Source organism: Ferdinandcohnia sp. SAFN-114 (assembly GCF_059415045.1).
Map to the genome: position 1 here is coordinate 1 of NZ_JBPFDQ010000067.1, position 21,053 is coordinate 21,053.

Here is a 21,053-nt window from a genome sequence, read left to right on the forward strand (position 1 = left end):
AAAATAGAAAAAGGTGAGTTTGAGCGTGCTCAAACTCACCTTTTTCATTATTCGAAGCTAGTTAATGTCCCAGCCTCTTTTAACTTGTAAATTTGATAAACAATTGATTGAGTTTTCTTGCGACCTCAGGACTTGTAACACGGGCAATTTCTCTTAATAATTGATTTTTTTCTTCTGGATTAAAGATATTAATATTCTTGTTTTTTCGAATTAATTTTAATACATTTGTTGCTTGTTCTTTGGATACATATATATCATATTGTTTCCCGTATTTCATTAAGTCATCAGGTGTTAACGTCTTTAATTTTTGGTTAATGATTTGTTGATAAATGTTCATTGTTATCATCTTCACCTTCCTCTCGTTAGTCTATTTCATAACGAAAAGGTGTGTGCATAAATCTTTTTTGATAATCAATTTCTTTACTTTATAAAATTCATCCTGTATACTTCTTAAAGTATAAATCGTAATGATTCTTAATAAGAACAAAAATTAACGATAGATAAGGTGATAACTTGACACATCCAAATTCGGTATTAAAGATAAAGGATCTTTCTTTTCGATATGAGGAACAAACCGTTTTAGAAAACATTAACCTAGTTGTCCCTCAAGGATCTTTCTTAGCTATTGTCGGTCCTAATGGATCTGGTAAAACCACGCTTTTAAAAAGCATTCTCGGATTAGTTAAACTTCAAAAGGGGTCAATTGAATTATTTGGCACACCAATTTCGAAATTTAAAGATTGGCCAAAAATAGGTTTTGTTTCTCAAAAAGCAAATAGTTTTAACTCAGGATTTCCGGCTACGGTATTTGAGGTTGTATCAAGCGGCCTAACCGCAAAGCTTGGATTATTTCATTTTTTCAAACAAGAACACAAGAAAAAAGTCACGGACGCACTTCAAGCAGTTGGAATGGAAAAGTTTCTATATCGGAACATTGGAGAGCTTTCTGGAGGGCAACAACAGCGCGTTTTTATTGCAAGGTCGCTTGTCAGTGAACCAGATCTTCTTATCCTTGATGAACCGACTGTTGGGGTGGATGCCCAAACGGTTCAAACTTTTTACAATATGCTTGAAGACATAAATAAAAACAAGGGAATTACATTGATATTAGTTACCCATGATGTAGGGACAGTATCGGAAAAAGTGTCACATGTTGCATGTTTGAATAAGCATCTTCATTTCCATGGAAGTGCTGATGAGTTTGAACATGTTCAAGATCAGGACTTATCCCAATTTTATGGACATTCTCTTCAAGTAATTACTCATGAACATAGCCATGGAAGGTGAAACGATGCTTTCAGATATTTTTCAATATGAATTTTTACAAAATGCATTCTTTAGTGGTTTGCTAATTGGATTTATAGCACCGTTACTCGGTGTTTTTATAGTGGTAAGACGACTGTCACTTATTGCGGATGCCTTAAGCCATGTGACCTTAGCAGGGATTGCTGCGAGTCTTTTACTTGAAAAGAAACTCGGGTTAGCAGGGCCAATCAATCCCATCTACATGGGAATGACATTCTCAGTCGTTGGTTCTCTATTTATTGAGCGTTTAAGGACGGTGTATAAGCATTATCAGGAACTTGCAATCCCCATTATTTTATCAAGTGGAATTGGTTTAGGTGTTATTTTTATTTCGCTCGCGGACGGCTTTAATACAGATTTATTCAATTATTTGTTCGGTAGTGTAAGCGCGATTAGCCGGTCAGATTTATGGACCATTCTTGCAATTTCTGTGCTTGTTATTATTATTGTTACTTTTCTATACAAGGAATTATTTTTATTATCATTTGATGAAGAGCATGCCGCTGTTTCAGGGATTAATGCAAAAACAATTCATTTTATCTTTATTGTTACCGTAGCATTAGTTATTGCTGCATCAATGAGGATTGTTGGAATTTTATTAGTGTCATCTTTAATGACATTGCCTGTTGCTGCAGCCATTCGAATTGCAAAAGGCTTTAAACAAACGATTTTCCTCTCGGTTGTATTTGGAGAGTTAGCCGTCATTATTGGATTAGTGCTTTCATACTATCTGGATTTAGCTCCAGGGGGAACCATCGTTGTACTTGCAATTATTATTCTTTTAGGCGCAATTAGTTGGAAAAAAAGGCGGAAAGGAAGATCAGCATGAATGTTTCTGAAGCGATGCAGTTAATGAAGGAAAAAGGGTTTAAACATACAGGAAAAAGACAGGAAATGCTTGAACTCTTTTCCGTATCTGATAAGTATTTAACAGCTAAGGATGTTTTGGACGATTTAAAGGAAAACTATCCAGGATTAAGTTTTGATACAATTTATAGAAATCTTTCATTATTTGTAGAGCTAGGTATATTGGAAATGACGGAGCTTTCAGGTGAGAAGCATTTTCGGTTTACATGTGGTGGAAATCACCATCATCATCATTTTATTTGCTTAGAATGTGGTAAAACCAAGGAAATAGAATCATGTCCTATGGATAAAATGAACGATAATTTAGCTGGATATGATATAACCGGTCACAAATTCGAAATTTATGGTTCATGTCCAGAATGTAGAATTTAACGCTTTTTAGACTAATCTGCGTTGGTATTAGAGTCAATGATTAACAATTATATTTCTCGCTCCTTTAACTCATACTAAAAATGCTCCTTACCGATAAGGAAAGCGAGGGATAAGCATGGCGGAAGAAGATACAAACGTAAGAAAGATTCGAGACGATGATTTTGAATACGTTGATCCAAACTTAGGTGCAAATGCTGACTCAAGCTACGATGAGGAAACGGCAGCAGAAGTTGCCGCTCCAATTAATTATGGGACCACAAGACGTGAAGCGAACTATGAAGGAAACAATACGGATGATAGAGTAGCGGGTGGTGCTGGTTTAGGCTGGCTAGCTCTAGCTTTATCAATCATTTCCTTGTTTGTAATGCCTGTACTATTAGGAGCAGCAGGTATTATCATTGGATTTATCGCACGTCGTCGTGGTGCAACTGGTTTAGGAGCATGGGCAATTGGAATTGGTGCTGTTTCGATTATCGTTGGCATCTTTATCCTCCCATTTTTTTAACAACTTGATTATGTGAAATAAAAATAAGCCCGACATATTGTCGGGCTTGTTTTTTATTTTTGTGTCCAGTCTCAGCGCCTAGCCCCTCGAGGTCACAAGTCAATCCATCATGAAGGTTAAAGAACAACCTTCTTGCTGGCTCGTCTTGTGCTTGTCGGTGCTGAGCAAGGCGCCGAAAATTTTCTATTGCTCAGCTGCTTGTTTGGCATAATATTCTTCTGCAAGCTTATCGATTTCTTTTTTCAATTCTTCTACCATAGTTTCTTCCGGTACTTTTCGTACAGTTTTACCGTGGCGGAACAGTAGGCCTTCTCCTCTTGCTCCTGCAATGCCGATATCGGCCTCACGTGCTTCACCAGGACCGTTAACTGCGCATCCTAATACAGAAACCTTAATTGGTGCTTTAATCGTTGAGATGTACTCCTCAACCTCGTTAGCTATTTTAATTAGATCAATTTCAATACGTCCACAGGTCGGGCAAGATATTAATGTTGCTGCATTAGCTGCCAAACCAAAAGATTTTAGCAATTCGCGGGCAACTTTAACTTCTTCTACAGGGTCAGCACTTAATGAAACTCGTAATGTATTTCCGATTCCCTTACTTAAGATGGCACCTAAACCTGCAGCACTTTTGACTGTTCCTGAGAATAATGTTCCTGATTCGGTAATTCCTAAGTGAAGTGGATAATCAAAAGCTTTTGCAGCTTTTTCATAAGCCTCAATGGCAAGCTCTACGGTTGATGCTTTCATTGATACAATGATGTCATGAAAATCAAGATCTTCTAAGATTTTAATATGGTGTAATGCACTTTCAACCATACCATCTGCTGTTGGGTATCCATATTTATCAAGGATACGCTTCTCTAATGACCCAGCGTTTACACCGATTCGAATCGGAATTCCTTTTTCTTTTGCAGCTTTTACAACAGCTTCAACTTTTTCTTTGCGACCGATATTTCCAGGATTAATCCGAATTTTATCGGCTCCTCCCTCAATCGCTTTTAAGGCTAATTTATAATCAAAGTGTATATCAACTACAAGAGGAATTGAAATTCTCTTTTTGATTTCAGATATTGCATTTGCTGCTCGCTCATCAGGACATGCTACACGAACGATTTGACAGCCTGCTTCTTCAAGCCTTTTTATTTCAGCAACCGTTGCTTCTACATCATGTGTTTTAGTTGTGGTCATACTTTGAATAATTACTTCATTATTACCACCAATCGTTAAATTACCTACCTTTACAGGACGTGTTTTTGTACGATGGATGATTTCACTCACAAATATCGCTCCTTTAAAAAGCATTTGAATAACTTATATAAGAGTAATCCTTTATTTGAAAAATATCTAGTCTAAAGAATCATTTACTTGCCTATTTTACAGTTGAAATAAAAAATTGACAAGAAAATACCCTTATTCACCCTTATATATTGGAAATTTGTAGGTTTTCCCAATTTGTAGAAGCTCTGCTTTGCTTTCTGGATTTAGTCCTTCAAAATCTTTGATTACAGTTTCGATAGATGATATTTGCCTATCCTCATTTACCCTCTCGACGATGGAAAGTAATGTGTCACCTGCTTTTACTTTAACTTCTATAAATGGATCGTTTGATGTCTGAGCAATGACTTCGGTTGCCTCTATCTTTTCTTCTTTTGCTGTTGCTGTTGGTAGCGTCCCAATTCTTATGTCGTAATAAATAATATATACAATAAATACGATTGCTAGGAATGCAAATAAACGTTTCATTTCAAAACCTCCGCTAGGTCTACTTAATACAGAATATGCTTCGCTGACTACTATATTCCAAAAAATAATAGAGTTAGAAGAAAAATTTAATAGGAAAACTATAGGAATACATAAATCTGCATATCAAGTGAAAAATAGATTTACAAGAGAAGGGAAATATAGCCTAATGTTACAGTATTGTAAATTTACTTAATAATCCTTTACTTTAAAAATTGACTACGGTACTATTTTTATGGCTTTACTACAAAATTCGATCATTTTTTTAGGAGTTGGCATTGTGGAATTAGACGTACAAAGTATGATATTTCAGTTTATAGGCGGCCTTGGTATTTTCTTATTTGGTATCAAGTACATGGGGGATGGATTGCAGAAATCCGCTGGTGATAAACTCAGAGATATTTTAGATAAGTTTACTACCAATCCATTCATGGGAGTTCTCGCTGGTATTTTTGTAACATGTTTAATCCAAAGTAGTTCGGGAACAACAGTTATTGTGGTAGGACTTGTAAGTGCCGGTTTTATGACATTAAGACAGGCAATTGGCGTAATAATGGGAGCTAATATCGGTACAACGATTACTGCATTTATCATTGGTATAAAAATTTCTGATTACGCACTCCCGATTATCGCGTTAGGTGCAATACTATTGTTTTTCTTCAAAAATAAAAGAATACACAATTTTGGACAAATCGTGTTTGGGTTTGGTGCACTGTTCTTAGGTTTAGAATTAATGGGAGATGGAATGAAGCCTCTTAGATCCCTTGAAACCTTTCATGATTTAACGGTTAATATGAGTTCTAGTCCAATACTAGGAGTTGTCATTGGTACCGTATTTACGGTTATTGTACAAAGTTCAAGTGCAACGATTGGGATTTTACAGGGATTATTTGGAGAAGGCCTTTTAGATCTTAAAGCAGCTATACCTGTACTGTTTGGTGATAATATTGGAACGACAATTACAGCTGTTTTGGCTTCTATCGGTGCATCAGTTGCTGCGAAACGAGCTGCATTAACACATGTAATTTTTAATATAATAGGAACCATTATTTTTCTGATTGTGCTTGCGCCTTTCACAAAATTTATTGGCTATTTACAAACTACGTTAAATTTAAATCCAGAAATGACCATAGCGTTTGCACATGGTAGCTTCAATGTGACAAATACTATTATTCAATTTCCATTTATTGCTGTTTTAGCATTTATTGTTACAAAGTTAATTCCGGGCGAGGATTCGCTGATGGAATACAAGCCAAAACATCTTGACCCTGTTTTTATTGAACAATCTCCTGCAATTGCATTAGGGCAAGCAAGAGAAGAGGTTGTTCGAATGGGTGAATTTGCGGTTAAGGGCCTGGAAGAATCAAATACCTATTTAAACGAGAAATCACAAAAATATTCAGATACAGCTATGCAAATTGAGGACGCAATAAATAATTTAGATAAAAAAATTACTGATTATTTAATCAAAGTTTCATCGAGATCACTCTCAGCACAGGAATCAGCCTTACACTCTGTTCTTGTTAATACGATTCGTGATATCGAAAGAATCGGTGACCATTTTGAGAATGTGGTGGAGTTAGTTGACTATCAGATTTCGAATAAAGTGAAGTTAACAGAAGATGCAATGGAAGATTTAAATGAAATGTTTAAATTAACAATATATACAGTGAATGAGGCCGTTCAAAGTCTTCAAAAGAATGATCGTACATTGGCGATTGATGTGGTAAAACAAGAAGAAAAGATTGATACAATGGAGCGTTCATTACGTAAAAAGCATATACTGCGTTTAAATGAAGGTAAATGTTCAGGACAAGCTGGTATCGTATTTGTTGACATTATTAGTAATCTTGAGCGTATCGGCGACCATGCGGTTAATATTGCGGAAGCAGTTCTAGGTGAAAGACAACTTTAATATTCTTACATTAAATACAAGGCATACAATGCCTTGTATTTTTTTAAAGGAGGATGAAAAAATATGGTACTTCTTATGTGGATAATTATTATATTATTGTTTGTAATTGCATTTGTCGGGCTTGTCTATCCGATTATTCCGAGTGTGCTTTTCATTGCAGGTGGCTTTTTAGTTTATGGCTTCTTCAAGGGATTTGCTTCTTTTTCGATTTGGTTCTGGGTGGTTGAAGCATTATTTTTTCTTCTATTATTAGGTGCTGATTATGCAACTAATTTAGTTGGGGTAAAAAAATATGGTGGAAGTAAGGCGGCTGTTTGGGGAAGTACAATTGGACTTCTCGTTGGCCCATTTATAATTCCTATCTTTGGGATTATTATTGGTCCATTCCTTGGTGCATTTTTAGCAGAACTGCTAGTGCATAAAAAGAATGTAAAAGATGCACTTAAAAGCGGTGTAGGGTCACTTATTGGGTTTCTTAGTGGGGTTCTGGCAAAAGGAATCATTCAAGCTATTATGATAATCTATTTTTTAATTGTTGTATTATGATGAATAATACTTCTATTTAAAGGGAACTTTAAATCTGGTACTATTGTTTACCCGTGAAAAATTTTGAATTAATAGTGCTTTTCATTTGAAAGGTTATACTTATTTTGGTAATCTTACAAGTGAGGACTACTGAAGACGAAATCGTTTTCAAGGTTCAATTTTTACATACATATTTAAGGAGGAATAAACAATGGCATACGAATTACCGCAATTACCTTATGCTTATGATGCTTTAGAACCACACATTGACAAAGAAACAATGAATATTCACCACACTAAGCACCATAATACTTACATTACAAACGTAAACAATGCAATCGCTGGTAAGGCTGATCTTGAAGGCAAATCAGTAGAAGAATTAGTTTCTAATCTTGACGCTGTTCCTGAAGATATTCGTACAGCAGTAAGAAACAATGGTGGTGGACATGCAAACCATAGCCTATTCTGGACTATTCTTTCTCCAAATGGTGGCGGAGAGCCAACTGGCGAATTAGCAGAAGCAATCAATAGCAAATTTGGTGGCTTTGAAGCTTTCAAAGATCAGTTTACTAAAGCAGCTACAACTCGTTTTGGTTCTGGTTGGGCTTGGTTAGTTGTTAACAATGGTGAGCTTGAAGTTACAAGCACTCCAAACCAAGATTCTCCATTAATGGAAGGTAAAACTCCAATTCTTGGTCTTGATGTTTGGGAGCATGCATACTACCTAAACTATCAAAACCGTCGTCCTGATTATATTTCTGCATTCTTTAATGTAGTTAATTGGGAAGAAGTAGCAAACCGTTACAATTCTGCAAAGTAATTTAGAGTAGAGCCAGTGGATCCGTCCACTGGCTTTTTATTTTTTCAAAGCTAAGGAACCTCCTGCATTTCTTTGTATATCTCCTTTTTTTTATCACACAATAATGATGTAGATAAAAAAGGGGAGTCAGCAAATGTTTGGTTTTAAAAAGGTATTAGGTGATGTACCCATACACAGGGACTTAATTTTGTTACTAGTGATTGGTGGGTTGTATGCATTAAGTATTGCTTTATCGAACACCTTTGTAAATGTGTACTTATGGAAGCAGTCAGGAGATTTTAAGGATTTAGGGTTATATAATTTAGCAGTCGTTGTTTTACAACCATTAACCTTTATCCTAGCAGGCAGATGGGCTAAGAAAATAGATAGAGTAATCGTGCTAAGGCTTGGAGTTTCATTCTTAGCCATTTTTTATATCACCGTTCTCTGGATTGGTGAAAATGCCTCGCAGTATTTGTTAATATTAGGGGCACTACTTGGAATAGGTTATGGCTTTTACTGGTTGGCCTTTAATGTTTTAACCTTTGAAATTACAGAGCCTGAAACGCGTGACTTTTTCAACGGATTTTTAGGGTTACTTGGCTCATTTGCAGGAATGATTGGTCCCATTGCAGCGGGAATCATCATATCTTCAATGAAAAGTTTTACTGGTTACACAGTTATTTTTGGAATTTCCTTAGGTTTATTTACTGGTGCTGTTGTGCTTAGCTTCTTCTTAAAAAGGCGAAGTGCCGAAGGAGATTTTGTATTTAGGCGAATTCTAGCTGAACGGAAAAATAATTCAAACTGGAAGAACATTCTTCATGCCCACTTTTTCCAAGGAATCCGTGAGGGTACATTTGTATTTGTCATTTCAGTGTTTGTTTTTGTCGCAACAGGCAGTGAGTTGGCTTTGGGGAAATTTGGATTAATCAATTCAGGTGTATCGTTTTTGTTTTACTTCCTCGCAACGAGGTTAATCAAAAAGAAAATGCGCAAAAAGGCCATACTTCTTGGCGGATTAATGATATATCTTGCAATATTTGCGATTCTTTTTGATGTAACCTATGCAAGGTTGATTATATATGGAGTTATTATTGGAATTGCTTATCCCATCTTACTCGTTCCCTATAATTCCTTAACCTATGATGTGATTGGTAAGGGGTGGAACGCAAAAGAGATGAGAATTGAATATGTGGTGGTGAGGGAAATCTTTTTAAACTGTGGAAGAATACTCTCGATTATTCTATTTCTAATTGCAGTTACTTTCTTCGACGAAAAACAAAGCATTCCAATGCTTCTAGCAATTGTCGGGGCGGGACATATACTTCTTTATATTCCAATCCGACGTATCAAAACACCTGACGCTGCTGGTCCCGTCCAATCAAAATCTGGTGCGAATCGCAAGTTAATAGAAGGTGAAGGCGGATCAACTGCTTAACTTTATTCAGCAGGTGCTGAATAAAGTTAAGTGCCTCCGGCGGATGCCTCAGATTTTCCGAGGAGGTTTCGAGCTAGCTCGGAAAATCTGGGCAGCCAATACACCAAGGTGTATTTGATTTAATATATTTAATCATGGAAAAAAACTTGAGTTTCTTTTACAATAGAAGATAAAGGCACCTAGCCTGGGTTAGGTGTCTTTTTTATTCATAAGAATAGTACGTAAAGATAAAATTAGAAATAAGCAAATAAATAAAGGTAGTTGATGTTTATGATCAAAAAGAAAAAGTCACATGTTCCATTTCGTTTAAATATGTTATTTTTTGCTGTCTTTTTGCTATTTTCAGCCTTAATCCTACGACTTGGGGTTGTGCAGATTGTACATGGTGAGAAATTTCAAAAAGAAGTAGAAAAAACAGAAAATGAAATTGTAAATCTTCCTGTTCCACGAGGTAAGATTTACGACAAAAATGGAAATGTCATCGTGGATAATAAGGCGTTAAATGCAATCACATATACACGTGCACGAGGGACTAAGCAAGAAGAAGTATTAGAAGTGGCAGAAACCCTTGCAACGTTTATTGACATGAAGACGGATAAAGTAACAGAACGTGATTTGAAAGATTTTTGGATGCTTAAAAACCCAGATGAAGCAAATGCATTGGTCGAAGAAGAAATGACCAAAGTGGAAGCTGGCGAGTTAGAATTATCCAGTAAAGACATCTATAAGCTCCAAATCGAACGAATCACGGAAGAAGATCTTAAACAGATCACAGGAGCAGAGCTAGAGGTTGCAGCAATTTTCCGTGAAATGACTAAGGGCTATGCACTAGTCCCACAGATCGTAAAGAATGAAAATGTAACACCAGAAGAATATGCTGTAGTCAGTGAAAATCTCGAGCATTTGCCAGGTGTCAACACTACAACTGACTGGATTCGTGATTATAAATTTGATAACACATTAAAATCCATTCTTGGCCGAATTTCTGATACAGATGAAGGGCTACCAGGAGATAAGCTTGATTATTACTTAGCTCGAGGGTATAACCGGAATGATCGTGTTGGTTTAAGCTATTTAGAAGCACAATATGAATCTGTATTACATGGTCAAAAGGCAAAAGTTGAAAATATTATTAAGGGTAATGCCGTACAGGAAACAATCATGATTTCAGAAGGGCAAAGAGGTAGTGATCTTGTTTTAACAATCGATATGGAGCTTCAACAAGCAGTTGAACAAATTATCGAAGAACAAATGTTGGTTCACAAACAAATGAAGGGTACACAATATCTAGACCGCGCATTTGTAGTCATGATGAATCCAAAAACCGGTGAAATTCTAAGTATGGCTGGAAAGGTCTATACAAGAGGAAAAGATGGCAAAATGGGATTTCAGGACTATGCCCTAGGTACAATGAATGCAGCTTATGAAATGGGATCAGCTGTTAAGGGAGCTACTATGTTAACAGGCTATGATACAGGTGTCATAGATATCGGTTCAATGTATTATGATTCCCCAATGAAAATTGGTAAAGAAGGATCACTTAAAGCATCATGGAAGAATTTAGGGCCTACTAATGATTTAAAAGCACTAGAATTGTCATCTAACGTATATATGTTTAAGTTATTTCTTGAATTAGCGGGTGGAAATTATGTGTATGGCCAACCCATTTCTATTGATACCGATGCATTCCGTACTGTAAGAAATTATTTTAGTCAGTTTGGTTTGGGAGTGAAAACAGGAATTGACTTACCTGGTGAAGCAACTGGGTATCCCGGGCCAGATCTTACTCCTGGTCTATTAATGGACTTAGGAATTGGACAATATGACACTTATACAACGTTGCAATTAGCGCAATATGTGTCTACGATTGCAAACGACGGTTATAGAATGCAACCAAAGATCGTTAGACAAATTCATCAACCAACCATGGAAGATAATGAATTAGGTCCAATTCAAGAACCTTTCGAACCAACTGTCATGAACAAGGTTGACATAGACATGAAATATATTGAAAGAGTTCAACAAGGATTTAAATTAGTTTTTCAAGGATCAAGTGGAACAGCTCGAAGCGCATTTTCAGGTAAACCTTATGACGCTGCTGGTAAAACCGGTTCAGCTCAATCGTTCATTAAAGGTGTAGAAGCAGTAAATAGTACACTTGTCGGATATGCTCCATTTAATAACCCTGAGGTAGCATTTGCTGTAGTATTACCTTACGCATATTATGGAAATACATCACATAATATGAACCTTAAAGTTGGAGAAGCCATTTTAGATAAATACTTTGAACTGAAAGAAAAGCGAGCTACAGAGTCTCAACAAAAAAATTCCGAGGGAACAGATTCTACAGCAGACGAAGAAACATCTACTGATGAAGATGATGCACAGGGAAATGAATAAGAATGAAGAAAGCCTAACAATATCGTTAGGCTTTTTTCTATGAGTCGTAAATGCAAACTCGGACAATAATAGGGGGATTTCATCATTCCCCCCAAATTTACATAACCTTTACATTCAATTCACACGAGATTAATAGAGTACGATTATTCTAAGTTTGTAAGACAAAGCAAAACAAACTTACTCTTAGGGGGAATTAAGGAATGAAACGCTTGAAGTTTTTAGGTTTAGCAATGATTACAATCACAATGCTAGTATTAGCTGCATGTGGTAACGAAAGCAGTACTGGAAATAGTGAAACGGAAAACAAAAACGAAAGCGCAAGTGCTGAATTAGAGGGCAGTGTTGTAATTGATGGATCTGGAACAGTTTATCCTTTCATGTCAAAGATGGCAGAAAATTATATGACGAATGAGCAAGAAAATGTGTCGGTTGAAGTAAGTCGCGCTGGAACAAGTGCTGGTTTTAAAAAGTTTTTAGTTGAAGAAGGCGGAACAGATTTCAACGATGCATCTCGTCAAATTAAAGACGAGGAAGCAGCAACTGCCGAAGATTTAGGAATTGAAGTAAAAGAATTAAAGGTCGCTCTTGATGGTTTAACATTTGTTGTACATCCTGATAACGATTGGGCTGAAGAATTAACTCAACAAGAAGTAATTGATATTTTCTTAGCAAGTGCTGGTAAGAAGAATTGGTCAGATGTACGTTCAGATTTTCCAAATGAGCCGATCAAAACGTACGGTCCTAACGAAAACCACGGTACGTATGAATTTTTCTGGGAAAACATTTTAGACGAGCAAGACTTAGTAGCTGAAGCAAATCTTCAACAAGAATACTCTACGTTAGTAGACTTAGTTTCTAAAGATAAAAATGCCATTGCATTCTTCGGATACGGTTATGCAGTAAATAATAAAGACAAAGTTAAAATTGTAAAAATTGATTTTGGTAACGGTCCTGTTGAACCTAACCTAGATACAATCAGTGAAGATGGCGAATATGCTCCATTCACAAGACCCGTATTTACTTATCTAAATGTCAATATGGCGAAAGAAAAGGCACAAGTATTAGACTATGCAATTTATACAATGGAAAATGCTGCTGAAGTAGCTTCGGAAACTGGATTTGCTCCACTTCCAGAAGAAGAATTAAATGCAGTCGTTACAGAATTAGAAGGTTTAAAATAAGAAAAGTTCTGAAGGTGAGAGCAATCTTTGCTTCTCATCTTCTACCTAATTATAGATAGAAAAAATTTGGTCTTTAATAATGATGAAATGGATCGAAGGGAGCTTATCATGAAGGAAGGTTCTAAAGTGAATGTGCGTGAGATGATTGCCAAAAATAAAAGAGCAAAAAGCTTAAACACTATTATAGAGAAAGTCATTCCAAAAGGCTTGCTCTTCATTGCGATTATCTCGATTTTAACAACAGTTGGTATTGTACTTACACTTCTTTTTGAAACATTTGAGTTTTTTAAACGCGTACCAATTCTTGACTTCTTTACAGGTACCGTATTAAAACCCCTTGGCGATAATGCCGAATTTGGGGTATTACCTCTACTAACAGGAACGATTATTTCATCGACTATAGCAATGCTTGTCGCAATACCTGTCGGAATGATGTCAGCAATTTATTTAAGTGAATATGCATCTGAACGAGTAAGGAAAATTTTAAAACCGATTCTTGAAATTCTTGCGGGGATTCCGACCATTGTATATGGTTTCTTTGCTTTAACGTTCGTAACACCTCTATTACAATCTATTATTCCTGGTCTTGAACCGACCAATATCCTCAGTCCGGGCATCGTAATGGGAATTATGATCATTCCTATGGTCGCATCGCTTTCAGAGGATGCAATGAGCTCTGTACCCAATTCTATTAGAGAAGGTGCGCTTGGTCTAGGCTCAACAAAGCTTGAAGTAACGTGGAAGGTTGTTATTCCTGCAGCAATGTCTGGAATTATTGCATCATTCGTTCTTGGTATATCTAGAGCAATTGGCGAAACCATGATTGTTACACTTGCTAGTGGAAGTTCCAAGAACTTTACTTTTGATGTTACCCAATCAATGCAAACAATGACCTCTTATATTGTTGAAGTAAACAGTGGAGATGCACCTGCGGGCTCAACCTTATATTATAGTTTATACGCTGTAGCTATTACACTATTCGTGTTCACATTAGTAATGAACTTACTTGCACAATATATTTCTCGCAAGTTTAAGGAGGAATATTAAAATGAAATATGTAAATGAAGCACAGGTTCAAAAGAAACTTAATTCTCGACTTTTTACAAACAATATAGCAAAATCACTTTTCTTTTTATCAACTTTGTTTGGTTTAGTTGTTCTCGTTATTCTTTTTTACCGAGTCATATCTCAAAGTCTTGGCTGGATTGATCTGCAATTTCTAACTAGTAAGCTTTCGACTGTTGCTGAGAACGCTGGAATTATGGGTGCCCTCCTAGGGACTCTGTGGTTAATGCTTGTTGTTGCACCTATAACACTTTTCCTGGGTGTTGGTACAGCCATTTATCTCGAAGAATATGCAAAAAAAGGACGTCTACAACGGTTTATTCAAACAAATATCTCAAATCTTGCAGGTGTTCCGTCAATTGTATTTGGTATATTAGGTCTTACCATTTTTGTTCGCGGTTTTGGATTAGGCAATATCGTGTTAGCTGGTGGGCTTACAATGTCGTTACTGGTACTTCCAATCGTAGTAGTTGCTAGTCAAGAAGCAATCCGAGCAGTACCGAGTTATTTGAGAGAAGCATCTTATGGAATGGGAGCTACTAAATGGCAAACGATAAAAAATGTAGTTTTACCAACTTCATTACCTGGAATTCTTACAGGGGTTATTTTGGCACTTTCTAGAGCAGTTGGAGAAACAGCTCCACTTGTAGTAATAGGAATTCCAGCCTTATTAATTCCATTTCCTGATAGTATTTTTGATAAATTTACTGTGTTGCCAATGCAAATCTATTATTGGACTCTCGATTCTGCACTAGTCGCTGAATACGCAAATCTAGGAGCAGCAACTATTGTCATTTTATTAATCGTATTATTCTTAATGAATTCAATAGCCATCATAATTCGAAATAAGTTCCAAAGAAAATATTAATTTTTTACAAGTGAAAACAACAGGTATTAATAACAGGCGCGATTTGGTCAATACGCATTTGATTCTACTTTGAAGGGGAGAAACTCAAATTATGACATTACAAGTAATGACTAATAATTATATAAATCCAGATCAGACAGATAAAAAAATTGTTTATAATACAAAAGATTTAAACCTATGGTATGGGGAAGATCATGCCCTTAAAAATATTAATTTTCCAATCTATGAAAACGAGGTAACAGCAATTATTGGGCCGTCTGGATGTGGAAAATCAACTTATATTAAAACCTTAAATCGTATGGTTGAACTCGTTCCGATTGTTCGCATTTCAGGAGAAATTTTATACAGAGGAAAGAATATTTTCGATAAAACATATAAGGAAGAAGAACTCAGAACTCGAGTAGGGATGGTTTTCCAAAAGCCGAATCCTTTTCCAAAATCAATTTATGACAATATAGCTTATGGACCTCGTATTCATGGGATTCGAAACAAAAAGGTCTTAGATGAGATTGTTGAAAAAAGTTTACGTGGTGCAGCTATTTGGGATGAGGTGAAAGACCGACTTCATGAAAATGCTTATGGTCTTTCAGGCGGACAGCAACAAAGAATCTGTATTGCAAGATGCTTGGCAATTGAACCTGACGTGATTTTAATGGATGAGCCGACTTCCGCTCTTGATCCAATTTCGACATTAAAAATTGAGGAACTTGTTCAAGAACTTAAGCAAAACTTCAGTATTATCATTGTTACTCATAATATGCAACAGGCTGCACGTATTTCAGATCGAACCGCCTTTTTCCTAAGTGGAGAAGTTATTGAGTATGAAAAAACAGATAAAATGTTTTCAAATCCATCCGACAAGCGCACAGAAGATTACATCACTGGCAGATTTGGATAATAATGAATAAGAGGGGTGTAAGTCATGGCAATACGTACGACATTAGATAAGGATTTGGATCGTCTTAAAGAATTATTGGTTGAAATGGTCAACCTATCGAAAACAGCAGTTGAAAAATCAGTACAATCACTCGCACACCAAGATATTAAATTGGCTGAACAAATTATTCAAGATGACCAAAAAATAAATGAGCTTGAAGAACAAATTGATAATATTATCATTCAATTAATCGCACAACAACAACCAGTTGCTTCTGATCTACGTGCTATTATTGCAGGCTTGAAAATCTCAAGTGATATCGAAAGAATCGGAGATCTAGCCGTAAATATTGCAAAATCGATTATCCATATTGGAGATGGACCGCTCATAAAACCAATTGTTGATATCCCCAAAATGGCTGAAAAAGCTTTAGACATGTTAAACAACGTAATCAAAGCATATATCGAAAAAGACATCAATTTAGCTATTCAAACAGCTAAAGCAGATGATGAGGTTGATGAGTTATACGGAAAAATCATTAAAGAACTATTGGAGTTAATGCCAAACAATCCCAATTCAATTAACCAAATTACACAATTAGCTTTTATCAGTCGCCATTTCGAAAGAGTAGCAGACCACACAACTAATATGGCTGAACACATTATCTATATGGTTAAAGCTAAAAAAGTCGATTTAAATGCCTAAAAAAACTCAAGCCTATCTCGGCTTGAGTTTTAATTTGTCGTTAAATAGTAAACAAGACCATATACAATTGTAGAAAAAATAATACCAATTGCGATTCCCCGTAACAAATATTTATCCATTATATGAGCCCCATTTTCTTTGCTTGTTCAAGAATGAGTCGAACTTCTTCAACTGGTAAATTTGTTTTTGTTCCGATTTCCTCATAGCTTAAGCCTTTATCATAAAGGGATAAAATGGTGGAGTTTGATAAAGACATAACACTTGTTTGAGATGGTCCCGTTTCATAATCGATGTCATTGGTTAGAAGCTCTTCTTCAAGTACTTTTATTTTTTTCTTTAAAAGGTATGTTTCTTGAACCATCGAAAGGGAAAGTTGATCCAATTCTTCTTGCACCATTTTAACTCTGTCCTTTCCATAGAAAGAAACGACAAGAAGAAGGATTGCGATGGCTAATAAGATAATAATAGCGTATTCCATACTGTCACTCCATTCCATACTCTATCTTATCGTAACTTGTTTAGGTGGACAATACTAGTACGTTCACTGAATTGTATTTTGAAATAGTAATTAAATTTACTTTGTCCCAAAAATAGGACTGGAATTTTGGGAAGTTAAGTGGTATGATAGGTAAGTCTGATTAAAGCTTTATATGTTTGGAGGGAAATGAAGATGCGTGTTAAAATCACTTTAGCTTGTACTGAAACTGGTGATCGTAATTATATTACAACTAAAAATAAGCGAAACAACCCTGACCGTCTTGAACTTAAGAAATATTGCCCAAGACTAAAAAAGGTTACTCTACACCGCGAAACAAAGTAACAGTAGGAAAGCAATTTCCTGCTGTTTTTTTATATTATATAAAGTAATTAATGGAGAGGAGCGAATAAGTTGAAGCGGAAACAAGAATTGAGAAAAGAGATGACGGAAACGTTGCGTTCAGTTGATAAAGATACTTTAGACAAGTGGTCTAAGGAGATTACTGATCATGTTCTCACTTTACCTGAATGGGTGAATGCAAATACGATAGGAATCACCATTTCAGGGGAGTATGAGGTCAACTCTAAATATCTAATTGAAAAAGCGTGGGAATTAAATAAACGAGTGGCTGTACCAAAATGCCATCCAAAAACAAAAAACATGACATTCCGTGAAATTACATCCTATTCTCAATTAGAAGTAGTCTATTATGGGCTCCAGGAACCAATTGAGGAACAAACAACTGTCGTTTTACATAATGAAATCGATTTATTATTTGTGCCAGGCCTTAGTTTTGTAACAAATGGATACAGATTAGGTCATGGTGGAGGTTATTATGATCGGTATTTAGCTCAATACCAAGGAGTTACAATGTCTTTAGCATTCCCTGTACAGGTTTTAGACGAAATACCTGTCGAGTCTTTTGATATTCCGGTCCAAAAAATTGCAACAAATACAGGGATAATTAAAACAAATGGCTAATCTTCTTCTCCAAATCATTGCCTCCATAGTTGTAGCAATATTGGGATATAAATTTAAATCATTAACATTAAGTGGAGCAGTAGGAACAATTCTTGTTGGTAGCGCAGTGTCGATAGGTTTTGGTTATCGGGGCTTGCTTTTATTAGGAGTCTTTTTTGCGAGCTCAAGCTTATGGAGTAAAATCAAAGTAAGAAATAAAATAAATCTCAAAAATAAGGTTGCTAAAGGAGAACAGAGGGATATTGTTCAAGTTTTTGCGAACGGTAGTGTCGCTGGGGTTACAAGCCTAATGTTTGCTTTCACTGACTCTCTCTTCTGGCTTATCTTCTTTGTTGGTTCAATCGCAGCAGCGAACGCAGATACGTGGGCTTCGGAAATTGGAACACTAAGTAAAAAGAAGCCAATCTTACTAACAAAATGGAAGCGGGTTGATACAGGGACATCCGGAGCAGTTTCTGTTTTAGGAACTTTTGCAGGCTTTTTTGGTTCATTACTTATTAGTTTTATTTCATTTTTAGTGTGGCCAGAGCTTTCATTTTTTCTGTTTCTTGGACTGACCCTGATCGGCTTTTGCGGCAATCTAATTGATACGATTTTGGGAGCGAGTATTCAAGTTGTTTATAAATGTCCTGTATGTGGAATGGAGACAGAGAAAAAGTTCCATTGCGAAAAAGAAACGACGTATTTTAAAGGCTTGTGGATTTGCGATAATGATGTTGTGAACTTTTTATCAATCCTTCTGGCATCAGGATTTGGGACATATTTCTTTTTTCTTTTACTAGGATAAAATGAAAGCGATAATCAAAAAGTATAACTAGGAGGGATGAATATGTTAAGTTTATTGACCCGAATAGCTATTCTTTTTGGTGGGATATATGCAGTCTATAGGTACCGATATCGCATATTTAATCGCGTTTTCGGCAATGCTGCAGTTCGTCGGATTGCTATTAGTACCTCGATGAAAATCCCATTTATTCGTAACAAAATGATACAAACAGCCTTCCGATAAAGATAAATCAAATACGCCTTGGCGTATTTGCACCCAGGTTTTTAGGCTTACATGAGTTGGGTCACATAGACGTTGCCACAGGAAGTGGCGTTCTTAGTCTTTGATCCTATGCTCGAAAAGAACCTTTAAAAAATCTGTGGCGTCTGCCGGAAGTTTAACTTTATTCAGTCGTAGTTAGAACGACTATACTTCTAACTTCACTACTGATAATGTTGAGCTTTGCTGAATAAAGTGAACCTGTTGATTAACTTTCAACAGGTTTTTTCAATTTCGAAACAGAAATTTGGTAACGGAAATAGAAAAACGTTTATAATAAATATAATACCCATTGGAAGAGGGGGGGATAAGGTGTTCAAGCAAGATTATCTTTTTTGGAAAATCATACAGGGGCTTCAGGAAGAAGGCGGTTATCGTATTCTCCAACTATCTAAATCAAATAATGAAATTTGGTTAGAAACGATGCAGAAGAACAAGCCAAGAATAATTCGCATTCTGCGTCATGATTTAGATTGGAGCAATTGGATGCAGCGGGATATGGAGCTCACCGCTCAGCGATTGGAACAGCTTAGAAAACGTCTATTTGCCCGGAAATTAGAAGCTCTTAATATTTACATCACGACATACCCACCAGTTGATGACTGGAGATTTCGGTTAGAACAACCACTTCATGCAGGTGCAAAAGGCTTAACTACATTACGAACTGTTTTAATTAATTCTGAACATAAAGAAACAGGACTAAGGGAAATCTCAACACTAGTTCATACCGAATTTACAATCGATGACTCTATTTATATCGATCTTGAAACAGTTGAGAATATTAAGCATGAGGTTATTACGGTTGCGAATAAACGAATATCGAGTGAAAAACAAATTTTCCAAAATGGAAAACCTTTTTTTACATATATTCTGATTGCGATACAATTAGTTATGTTTGCCATTTTAGAATTTAATGGTGGAAGTACAAACACAGAAACCTTGCTTAAATACGGGGCAAAGGAAAACTTCCGCATTTTAAATGGTGAATGGTGGCGTTTTTTCACGCCAATGATTTTACATATTGGATTTCTTCATCTCCTAATGAATACCTTTGCGTTGTATTATTTGGGATCAGAGGTAGAGCGACTATACGGGAAAATAAGGTTTTTATGGATTTATGTTTTTGCCGGGTTTATAGGAAGTCTTGCAAGCTTTGTTTTTAACGCAAATATTTCTGCTGGGGCTTCTGGGGCTATTTTTGGATGCTTTGGTGCATTATTATTTTTTGGTGCTGCTTATCCTTCTTTGTTTTTTAGAACGATGGGCCCAAATGTAATTGGTATTATTATCATAAACCTTGTCCTTGGATTTATGATTCCGGGTATTGATAATTCAGGGCATATTGGAGGCTTGGTTGGGGGATTTTTAGCAGCGAGTATTGTTCATTTGCCAAAACGTAAAGAATTTGCGAAACGAGTAGGTGGGCTTGTCGTAACATTGGCGACTGTAGGTACACTTATTTATGTTGGATATGTGATTCAGCCACACTCTGATAACCCACGATTTGTCGTGCAAACTGCTCAGGAATATATACAAGCGAATGAGATTCATAAGGCGTATGAGATGCTTAAGAGTGCAGAGGAAAATGGAACTGACACACCAGAAGTTTACTTTTATCTTTCTTATACTGAAATTAAGCTTGGAAAACTTGAAGATGCTCGGGATCATTTACAAATCGTCACTCAAAAGGCACCAGATATCTCAGAAGCACATTATAATCTAGCTCTTATATATGTTCAGTTGCAAGAATTTGAAAATGCAAAAAATGCAGCGGAACAGGCTGTTGAAATTGACCCGGAAAATGAAAACTATCAAGACCTTATCAATGAAATAAATAACATGGAAGATTCAATGTAAAGTGTCTCAAATGAGGCACTTTTCTATATTTGTCCTGAATAAGTATTATTTTCCAATTTTACGTCAAAGATGGATTAGTAGCCTACGAAAGCAAACTAGAGGTCTTTTGTGTGATTGGAGTGAT

General features: G+C 36.1%; 23 protein-coding genes. 19 read left to right on the forward strand and 4 right to left on the reverse strand.

What is annotated here, in order from left to right; genetic code table 11:
• Nucleotides 1-79: 79 nt before the first annotated feature.
• On the reverse strand, nucleotides 80-346 hold the full coding sequence (locus ACR65M_RS18950) for a DUF2624 domain-containing protein (protein WP_246006428.1): 267 nt from the start codon (nucleotides 344-346) through the stop codon (nucleotides 80-82).
• Nucleotides 347-513: 167 nt separating this feature from the next.
• On the opposite strand from ACR65M_RS18950, the gene ACR65M_RS18955 reads away from it, so the two are divergent.
• The 4 genes from ACR65M_RS18955 to ACR65M_RS18970 all read left to right on the forward strand — a co-directional run bounded on the left by ACR65M_RS18955 (nucleotide 514) and on the right by ACR65M_RS18970 (nucleotide 3,049).
• Nucleotides 514-1,287 carry a metal ABC transporter ATP-binding protein gene (locus ACR65M_RS18955; protein ID WP_440274090.1) on the forward strand — a complete coding sequence of 258 codons (774 nt, stop codon included), beginning with the start codon at nucleotides 514-516 and terminating at the stop codon, nucleotides 1,285-1,287.
• A 4-nt stretch (nucleotides 1,288-1,291) separates the two neighbouring features.
• The gene (locus tag ACR65M_RS18960; protein WP_440274106.1) at nucleotides 1,292-2,134 is read left to right on the forward strand and encodes a metal ABC transporter permease; all 843 of its coding nucleotides are present in this window, start codon (nucleotides 1,292-1,294) and stop codon (nucleotides 2,132-2,134) included.
• Entirely contained in the window at nucleotides 2,131-2,544 is a 414-nt protein-coding gene (gene zur / locus ACR65M_RS18965) for a zinc uptake transcriptional repressor Zur (protein ID WP_341330854.1), read from the forward strand. The genes ACR65M_RS18960 and zur overlap by 4 nt, the downstream gene beginning before the upstream one ends.
• Before the next feature lie 115 nt (nucleotides 2,545-2,659).
• Nucleotides 2,660-3,049, forward strand: coding sequence for a DUF4190 domain-containing protein (locus ACR65M_RS18970; RefSeq protein ID WP_121447220.1), 390 nt, complete (start codon nucleotides 2,660-2,662; stop codon nucleotides 3,047-3,049).
• Between the two features lie 183 nt (nucleotides 3,050-3,232).
• Here ACR65M_RS18970 and ispG read toward each other — a convergent pair whose 3' ends face one another.
• Nucleotides 3,233-4,336, reverse strand: coding sequence for a flavodoxin-dependent (E)-4-hydroxy-3-methylbut-2-enyl-diphosphate synthase (gene ispG / locus ACR65M_RS18975; protein ID WP_121447314.1), 1,104 nt, complete (start codon nucleotides 4,334-4,336; stop codon nucleotides 3,233-3,235).
• A gap of 126 nt (nucleotides 4,337-4,462) precedes the next feature.
• Entirely contained in the window at nucleotides 4,463-4,795 is a 333-nt protein-coding gene (gene yqfZ, locus ACR65M_RS18980) for a protein YqfZ (RefSeq protein WP_440274091.1), read from the reverse strand.
• 277 nt (nucleotides 4,796-5,072) lie between these two features.
• On the opposite strand from yqfZ, the gene ACR65M_RS18985 reads away from it, so the two are divergent.
• From ACR65M_RS18985 to phoU, 10 genes are all read left to right on the forward strand, one after another.
• Nucleotides 5,073-6,707 carry a Na/Pi cotransporter family protein gene (locus tag ACR65M_RS18985; RefSeq protein ID WP_440274092.1) on the forward strand — a complete coding sequence of 545 codons (1,635 nt, stop codon included), beginning with the start codon at nucleotides 5,073-5,075 and terminating at the stop codon, nucleotides 6,705-6,707.
• 63 nt (nucleotides 6,708-6,770) lie between these two features.
• Entirely contained in the window at nucleotides 6,771-7,253 is a 483-nt protein-coding gene (locus ACR65M_RS18990) for a DUF456 domain-containing protein (RefSeq protein WP_440274093.1), read from the forward strand.
• 190 nt (nucleotides 7,254-7,443) lie between these two features.
• Nucleotides 7,444-8,052 (forward strand): superoxide dismutase SodA, encoded by a 609-nt coding sequence (gene sodA, locus ACR65M_RS18995; RefSeq protein ID WP_341330859.1) that lies wholly within the window; start codon nucleotides 7,444-7,446, stop codon nucleotides 8,050-8,052.
• Nucleotides 8,053-8,185: 133 nt separating this feature from the next.
• Nucleotides 8,186-9,472: an MFS transporter gene (locus ACR65M_RS19000; protein ID WP_341330860.1), complete on the forward strand. Its 1,287-nt coding sequence runs from the start codon at nucleotides 8,186-8,188 to the stop codon at nucleotides 9,470-9,472.
• Nucleotides 9,473-9,742: 270 nt separating this feature from the next.
• The gene (locus tag ACR65M_RS19005) at nucleotides 9,743-11,872 is read left to right on the forward strand and encodes a peptidoglycan D,D-transpeptidase FtsI family protein (protein ID WP_440274094.1); all 2,130 of its coding nucleotides are present in this window, start codon (nucleotides 9,743-9,745) and stop codon (nucleotides 11,870-11,872) included.
• Between the two features lie 200 nt (nucleotides 11,873-12,072).
• Nucleotides 12,073-13,053: a PstS family phosphate ABC transporter substrate-binding protein gene (locus ACR65M_RS19010; RefSeq protein ID WP_341330862.1), complete on the forward strand. Its 981-nt coding sequence runs from the start codon at nucleotides 12,073-12,075 to the stop codon at nucleotides 13,051-13,053.
• 87 nt (nucleotides 13,054-13,140) lie between these two features.
• A complete protein-coding gene (gene pstC, locus ACR65M_RS19015) occupies nucleotides 13,141-14,100 on the forward strand; it encodes a phosphate ABC transporter permease subunit PstC (protein ID WP_440274095.1) in 960 nt (319 codons plus the stop codon).
• Between the two features lies 1 nt (nucleotide 14,101).
• On the forward strand, nucleotides 14,102-14,986 hold the full coding sequence (pstA, locus tag ACR65M_RS19020; protein ID WP_341330864.1) for a phosphate ABC transporter permease PstA: 885 nt from the start codon (nucleotides 14,102-14,104) through the stop codon (nucleotides 14,984-14,986).
• 91 nt (nucleotides 14,987-15,077) lie between these two features.
• Nucleotides 15,078-15,884 carry a phosphate ABC transporter ATP-binding protein PstB gene (gene pstB, locus ACR65M_RS19025; protein WP_440274096.1) on the forward strand — a complete coding sequence of 269 codons (807 nt, stop codon included), beginning with the start codon at nucleotides 15,078-15,080 and terminating at the stop codon, nucleotides 15,882-15,884.
• Nucleotides 15,885-15,908: 24 nt separating this feature from the next.
• Nucleotides 15,909-16,568: a phosphate signaling complex protein PhoU gene (phoU, locus tag ACR65M_RS19030; RefSeq protein WP_440274097.1), complete on the forward strand. Its 660-nt coding sequence runs from the start codon at nucleotides 15,909-15,911 to the stop codon at nucleotides 16,566-16,568.
• A gap of 118 nt (nucleotides 16,569-16,686) precedes the next feature.
• Here phoU and ACR65M_RS19035 read toward each other — a convergent pair whose 3' ends face one another.
• Nucleotides 16,687-17,046: a hypothetical protein gene (locus ACR65M_RS19035; protein ID WP_440274098.1), complete on the reverse strand. Its 360-nt coding sequence runs from the start codon at nucleotides 17,044-17,046 to the stop codon at nucleotides 16,687-16,689.
• A gap of 192 nt (nucleotides 17,047-17,238) precedes the next feature.
• Between ACR65M_RS19035 and rpmG the strand changes: the two genes are divergently transcribed.
• The 5 genes from rpmG (at nucleotide 17,239) to ACR65M_RS19060 (ending at nucleotide 20,929) form a co-directional block, all read left to right on the forward strand.
• Complete coding sequence (gene rpmG / locus ACR65M_RS19040; protein WP_010678123.1) at nucleotides 17,239-17,388, forward strand: 50S ribosomal protein L33; 150 nt, start codon at nucleotides 17,239-17,241, stop codon at nucleotides 17,386-17,388.
• A gap of 69 nt (nucleotides 17,389-17,457) precedes the next feature.
• Nucleotides 17,458-18,027, forward strand: coding sequence for a 5-formyltetrahydrofolate cyclo-ligase (locus ACR65M_RS19045; protein ID WP_440274099.1), 570 nt, complete (start codon nucleotides 17,458-17,460; stop codon nucleotides 18,025-18,027).
• Nucleotides 18,020-18,814 carry a DUF92 domain-containing protein gene (locus ACR65M_RS19050; protein WP_440274100.1) on the forward strand — a complete coding sequence of 265 codons (795 nt, stop codon included), beginning with the start codon at nucleotides 18,020-18,022 and terminating at the stop codon, nucleotides 18,812-18,814. Before ACR65M_RS19045 ends, ACR65M_RS19050 begins: the two co-directional genes overlap by 8 nt.
• Before the next feature lie 42 nt (nucleotides 18,815-18,856).
• Nucleotides 18,857-19,036 (forward strand): protein YqgO, encoded by a 180-nt coding sequence (yqgO, locus tag ACR65M_RS19055; RefSeq protein ID WP_341330870.1) that lies wholly within the window; start codon nucleotides 18,857-18,859, stop codon nucleotides 19,034-19,036.
• 348 nt (nucleotides 19,037-19,384) lie between these two features.
• Entirely contained in the window at nucleotides 19,385-20,929 is a 1,545-nt protein-coding gene (locus ACR65M_RS19060; protein WP_440274101.1) for a rhomboid family intramembrane serine protease, read from the forward strand.
• Nucleotides 20,930-21,053 lie beyond the last annotated feature (124 nt).

Bases quoted from the DNA above. Each gene is read 5' to 3' on its own strand.
- ACR65M_RS18950 (WP_246006428.1), bottom strand. From the start codon at position 346: ATGATAACAATGAACATTTATCAACAAATCATTAACCAAAAATTAAAG.
- ACR65M_RS18960 (WP_440274106.1), top strand. From the start codon at position 1,292: ATGCTTTCAGATATTTTTCAATATGAATTTTTACAAAATGCATTCTTT.
- zur (WP_341330854.1), top strand. From the start codon at position 2,131: ATGAATGTTTCTGAAGCGATGCAGTTAATGAAGGAAAAAGGGTTTAAA.
- ACR65M_RS18970 (WP_121447220.1), top strand. From the start codon at position 2,660: ATGGCGGAAGAAGATACAAACGTAAGAAAGATTCGAGACGATGATTTT.
- yqfZ (WP_440274091.1), bottom strand. From the start codon at position 4,795: ATGAAACGTTTATTTGCATTCCTAGCAATCGTATTTATTGTATATATT.
- ACR65M_RS18990 (WP_440274093.1), top strand. From the start codon at position 6,771: ATGGTACTTCTTATGTGGATAATTATTATATTATTGTTTGTAATTGCA.
- sodA (WP_341330859.1), top strand. From the start codon at position 7,444: ATGGCATACGAATTACCGCAATTACCTTATGCTTATGATGCTTTAGAA.
- ACR65M_RS19000 (WP_341330860.1), top strand. From the start codon at position 8,186: ATGTTTGGTTTTAAAAAGGTATTAGGTGATGTACCCATACACAGGGAC.
- ACR65M_RS19005 (WP_440274094.1), top strand. From the start codon at position 9,743: ATGATCAAAAAGAAAAAGTCACATGTTCCATTTCGTTTAAATATGTTA.
- ACR65M_RS19010 (WP_341330862.1), top strand. From the start codon at position 12,073: ATGAAACGCTTGAAGTTTTTAGGTTTAGCAATGATTACAATCACAATG.
- pstC (WP_440274095.1), top strand. From the start codon at position 13,141: ATGGATCGAAGGGAGCTTATCATGAAGGAAGGTTCTAAAGTGAATGTG.
- pstA (WP_341330864.1), top strand. From the start codon at position 14,102: ATGAAATATGTAAATGAAGCACAGGTTCAAAAGAAACTTAATTCTCGA.
- pstB (WP_440274096.1), top strand. From the start codon at position 15,078: ATGACATTACAAGTAATGACTAATAATTATATAAATCCAGATCAGACA.
- phoU (WP_440274097.1), top strand. From the start codon at position 15,909: ATGGCAATACGTACGACATTAGATAAGGATTTGGATCGTCTTAAAGAA.
- ACR65M_RS19035 (WP_440274098.1), bottom strand. From the start codon at position 17,046: ATGGAATACGCTATTATTATCTTATTAGCCATCGCAATCCTTCTTCTT.
- rpmG (WP_010678123.1), top strand. From the start codon at position 17,239: ATGCGTGTTAAAATCACTTTAGCTTGTACTGAAACTGGTGATCGTAAT.
- ACR65M_RS19050 (WP_440274100.1), top strand. From the start codon at position 18,020: ATGGCTAATCTTCTTCTCCAAATCATTGCCTCCATAGTTGTAGCAATA.
- yqgO (WP_341330870.1), top strand. From the start codon at position 18,857: ATGTTAAGTTTATTGACCCGAATAGCTATTCTTTTTGGTGGGATATAT.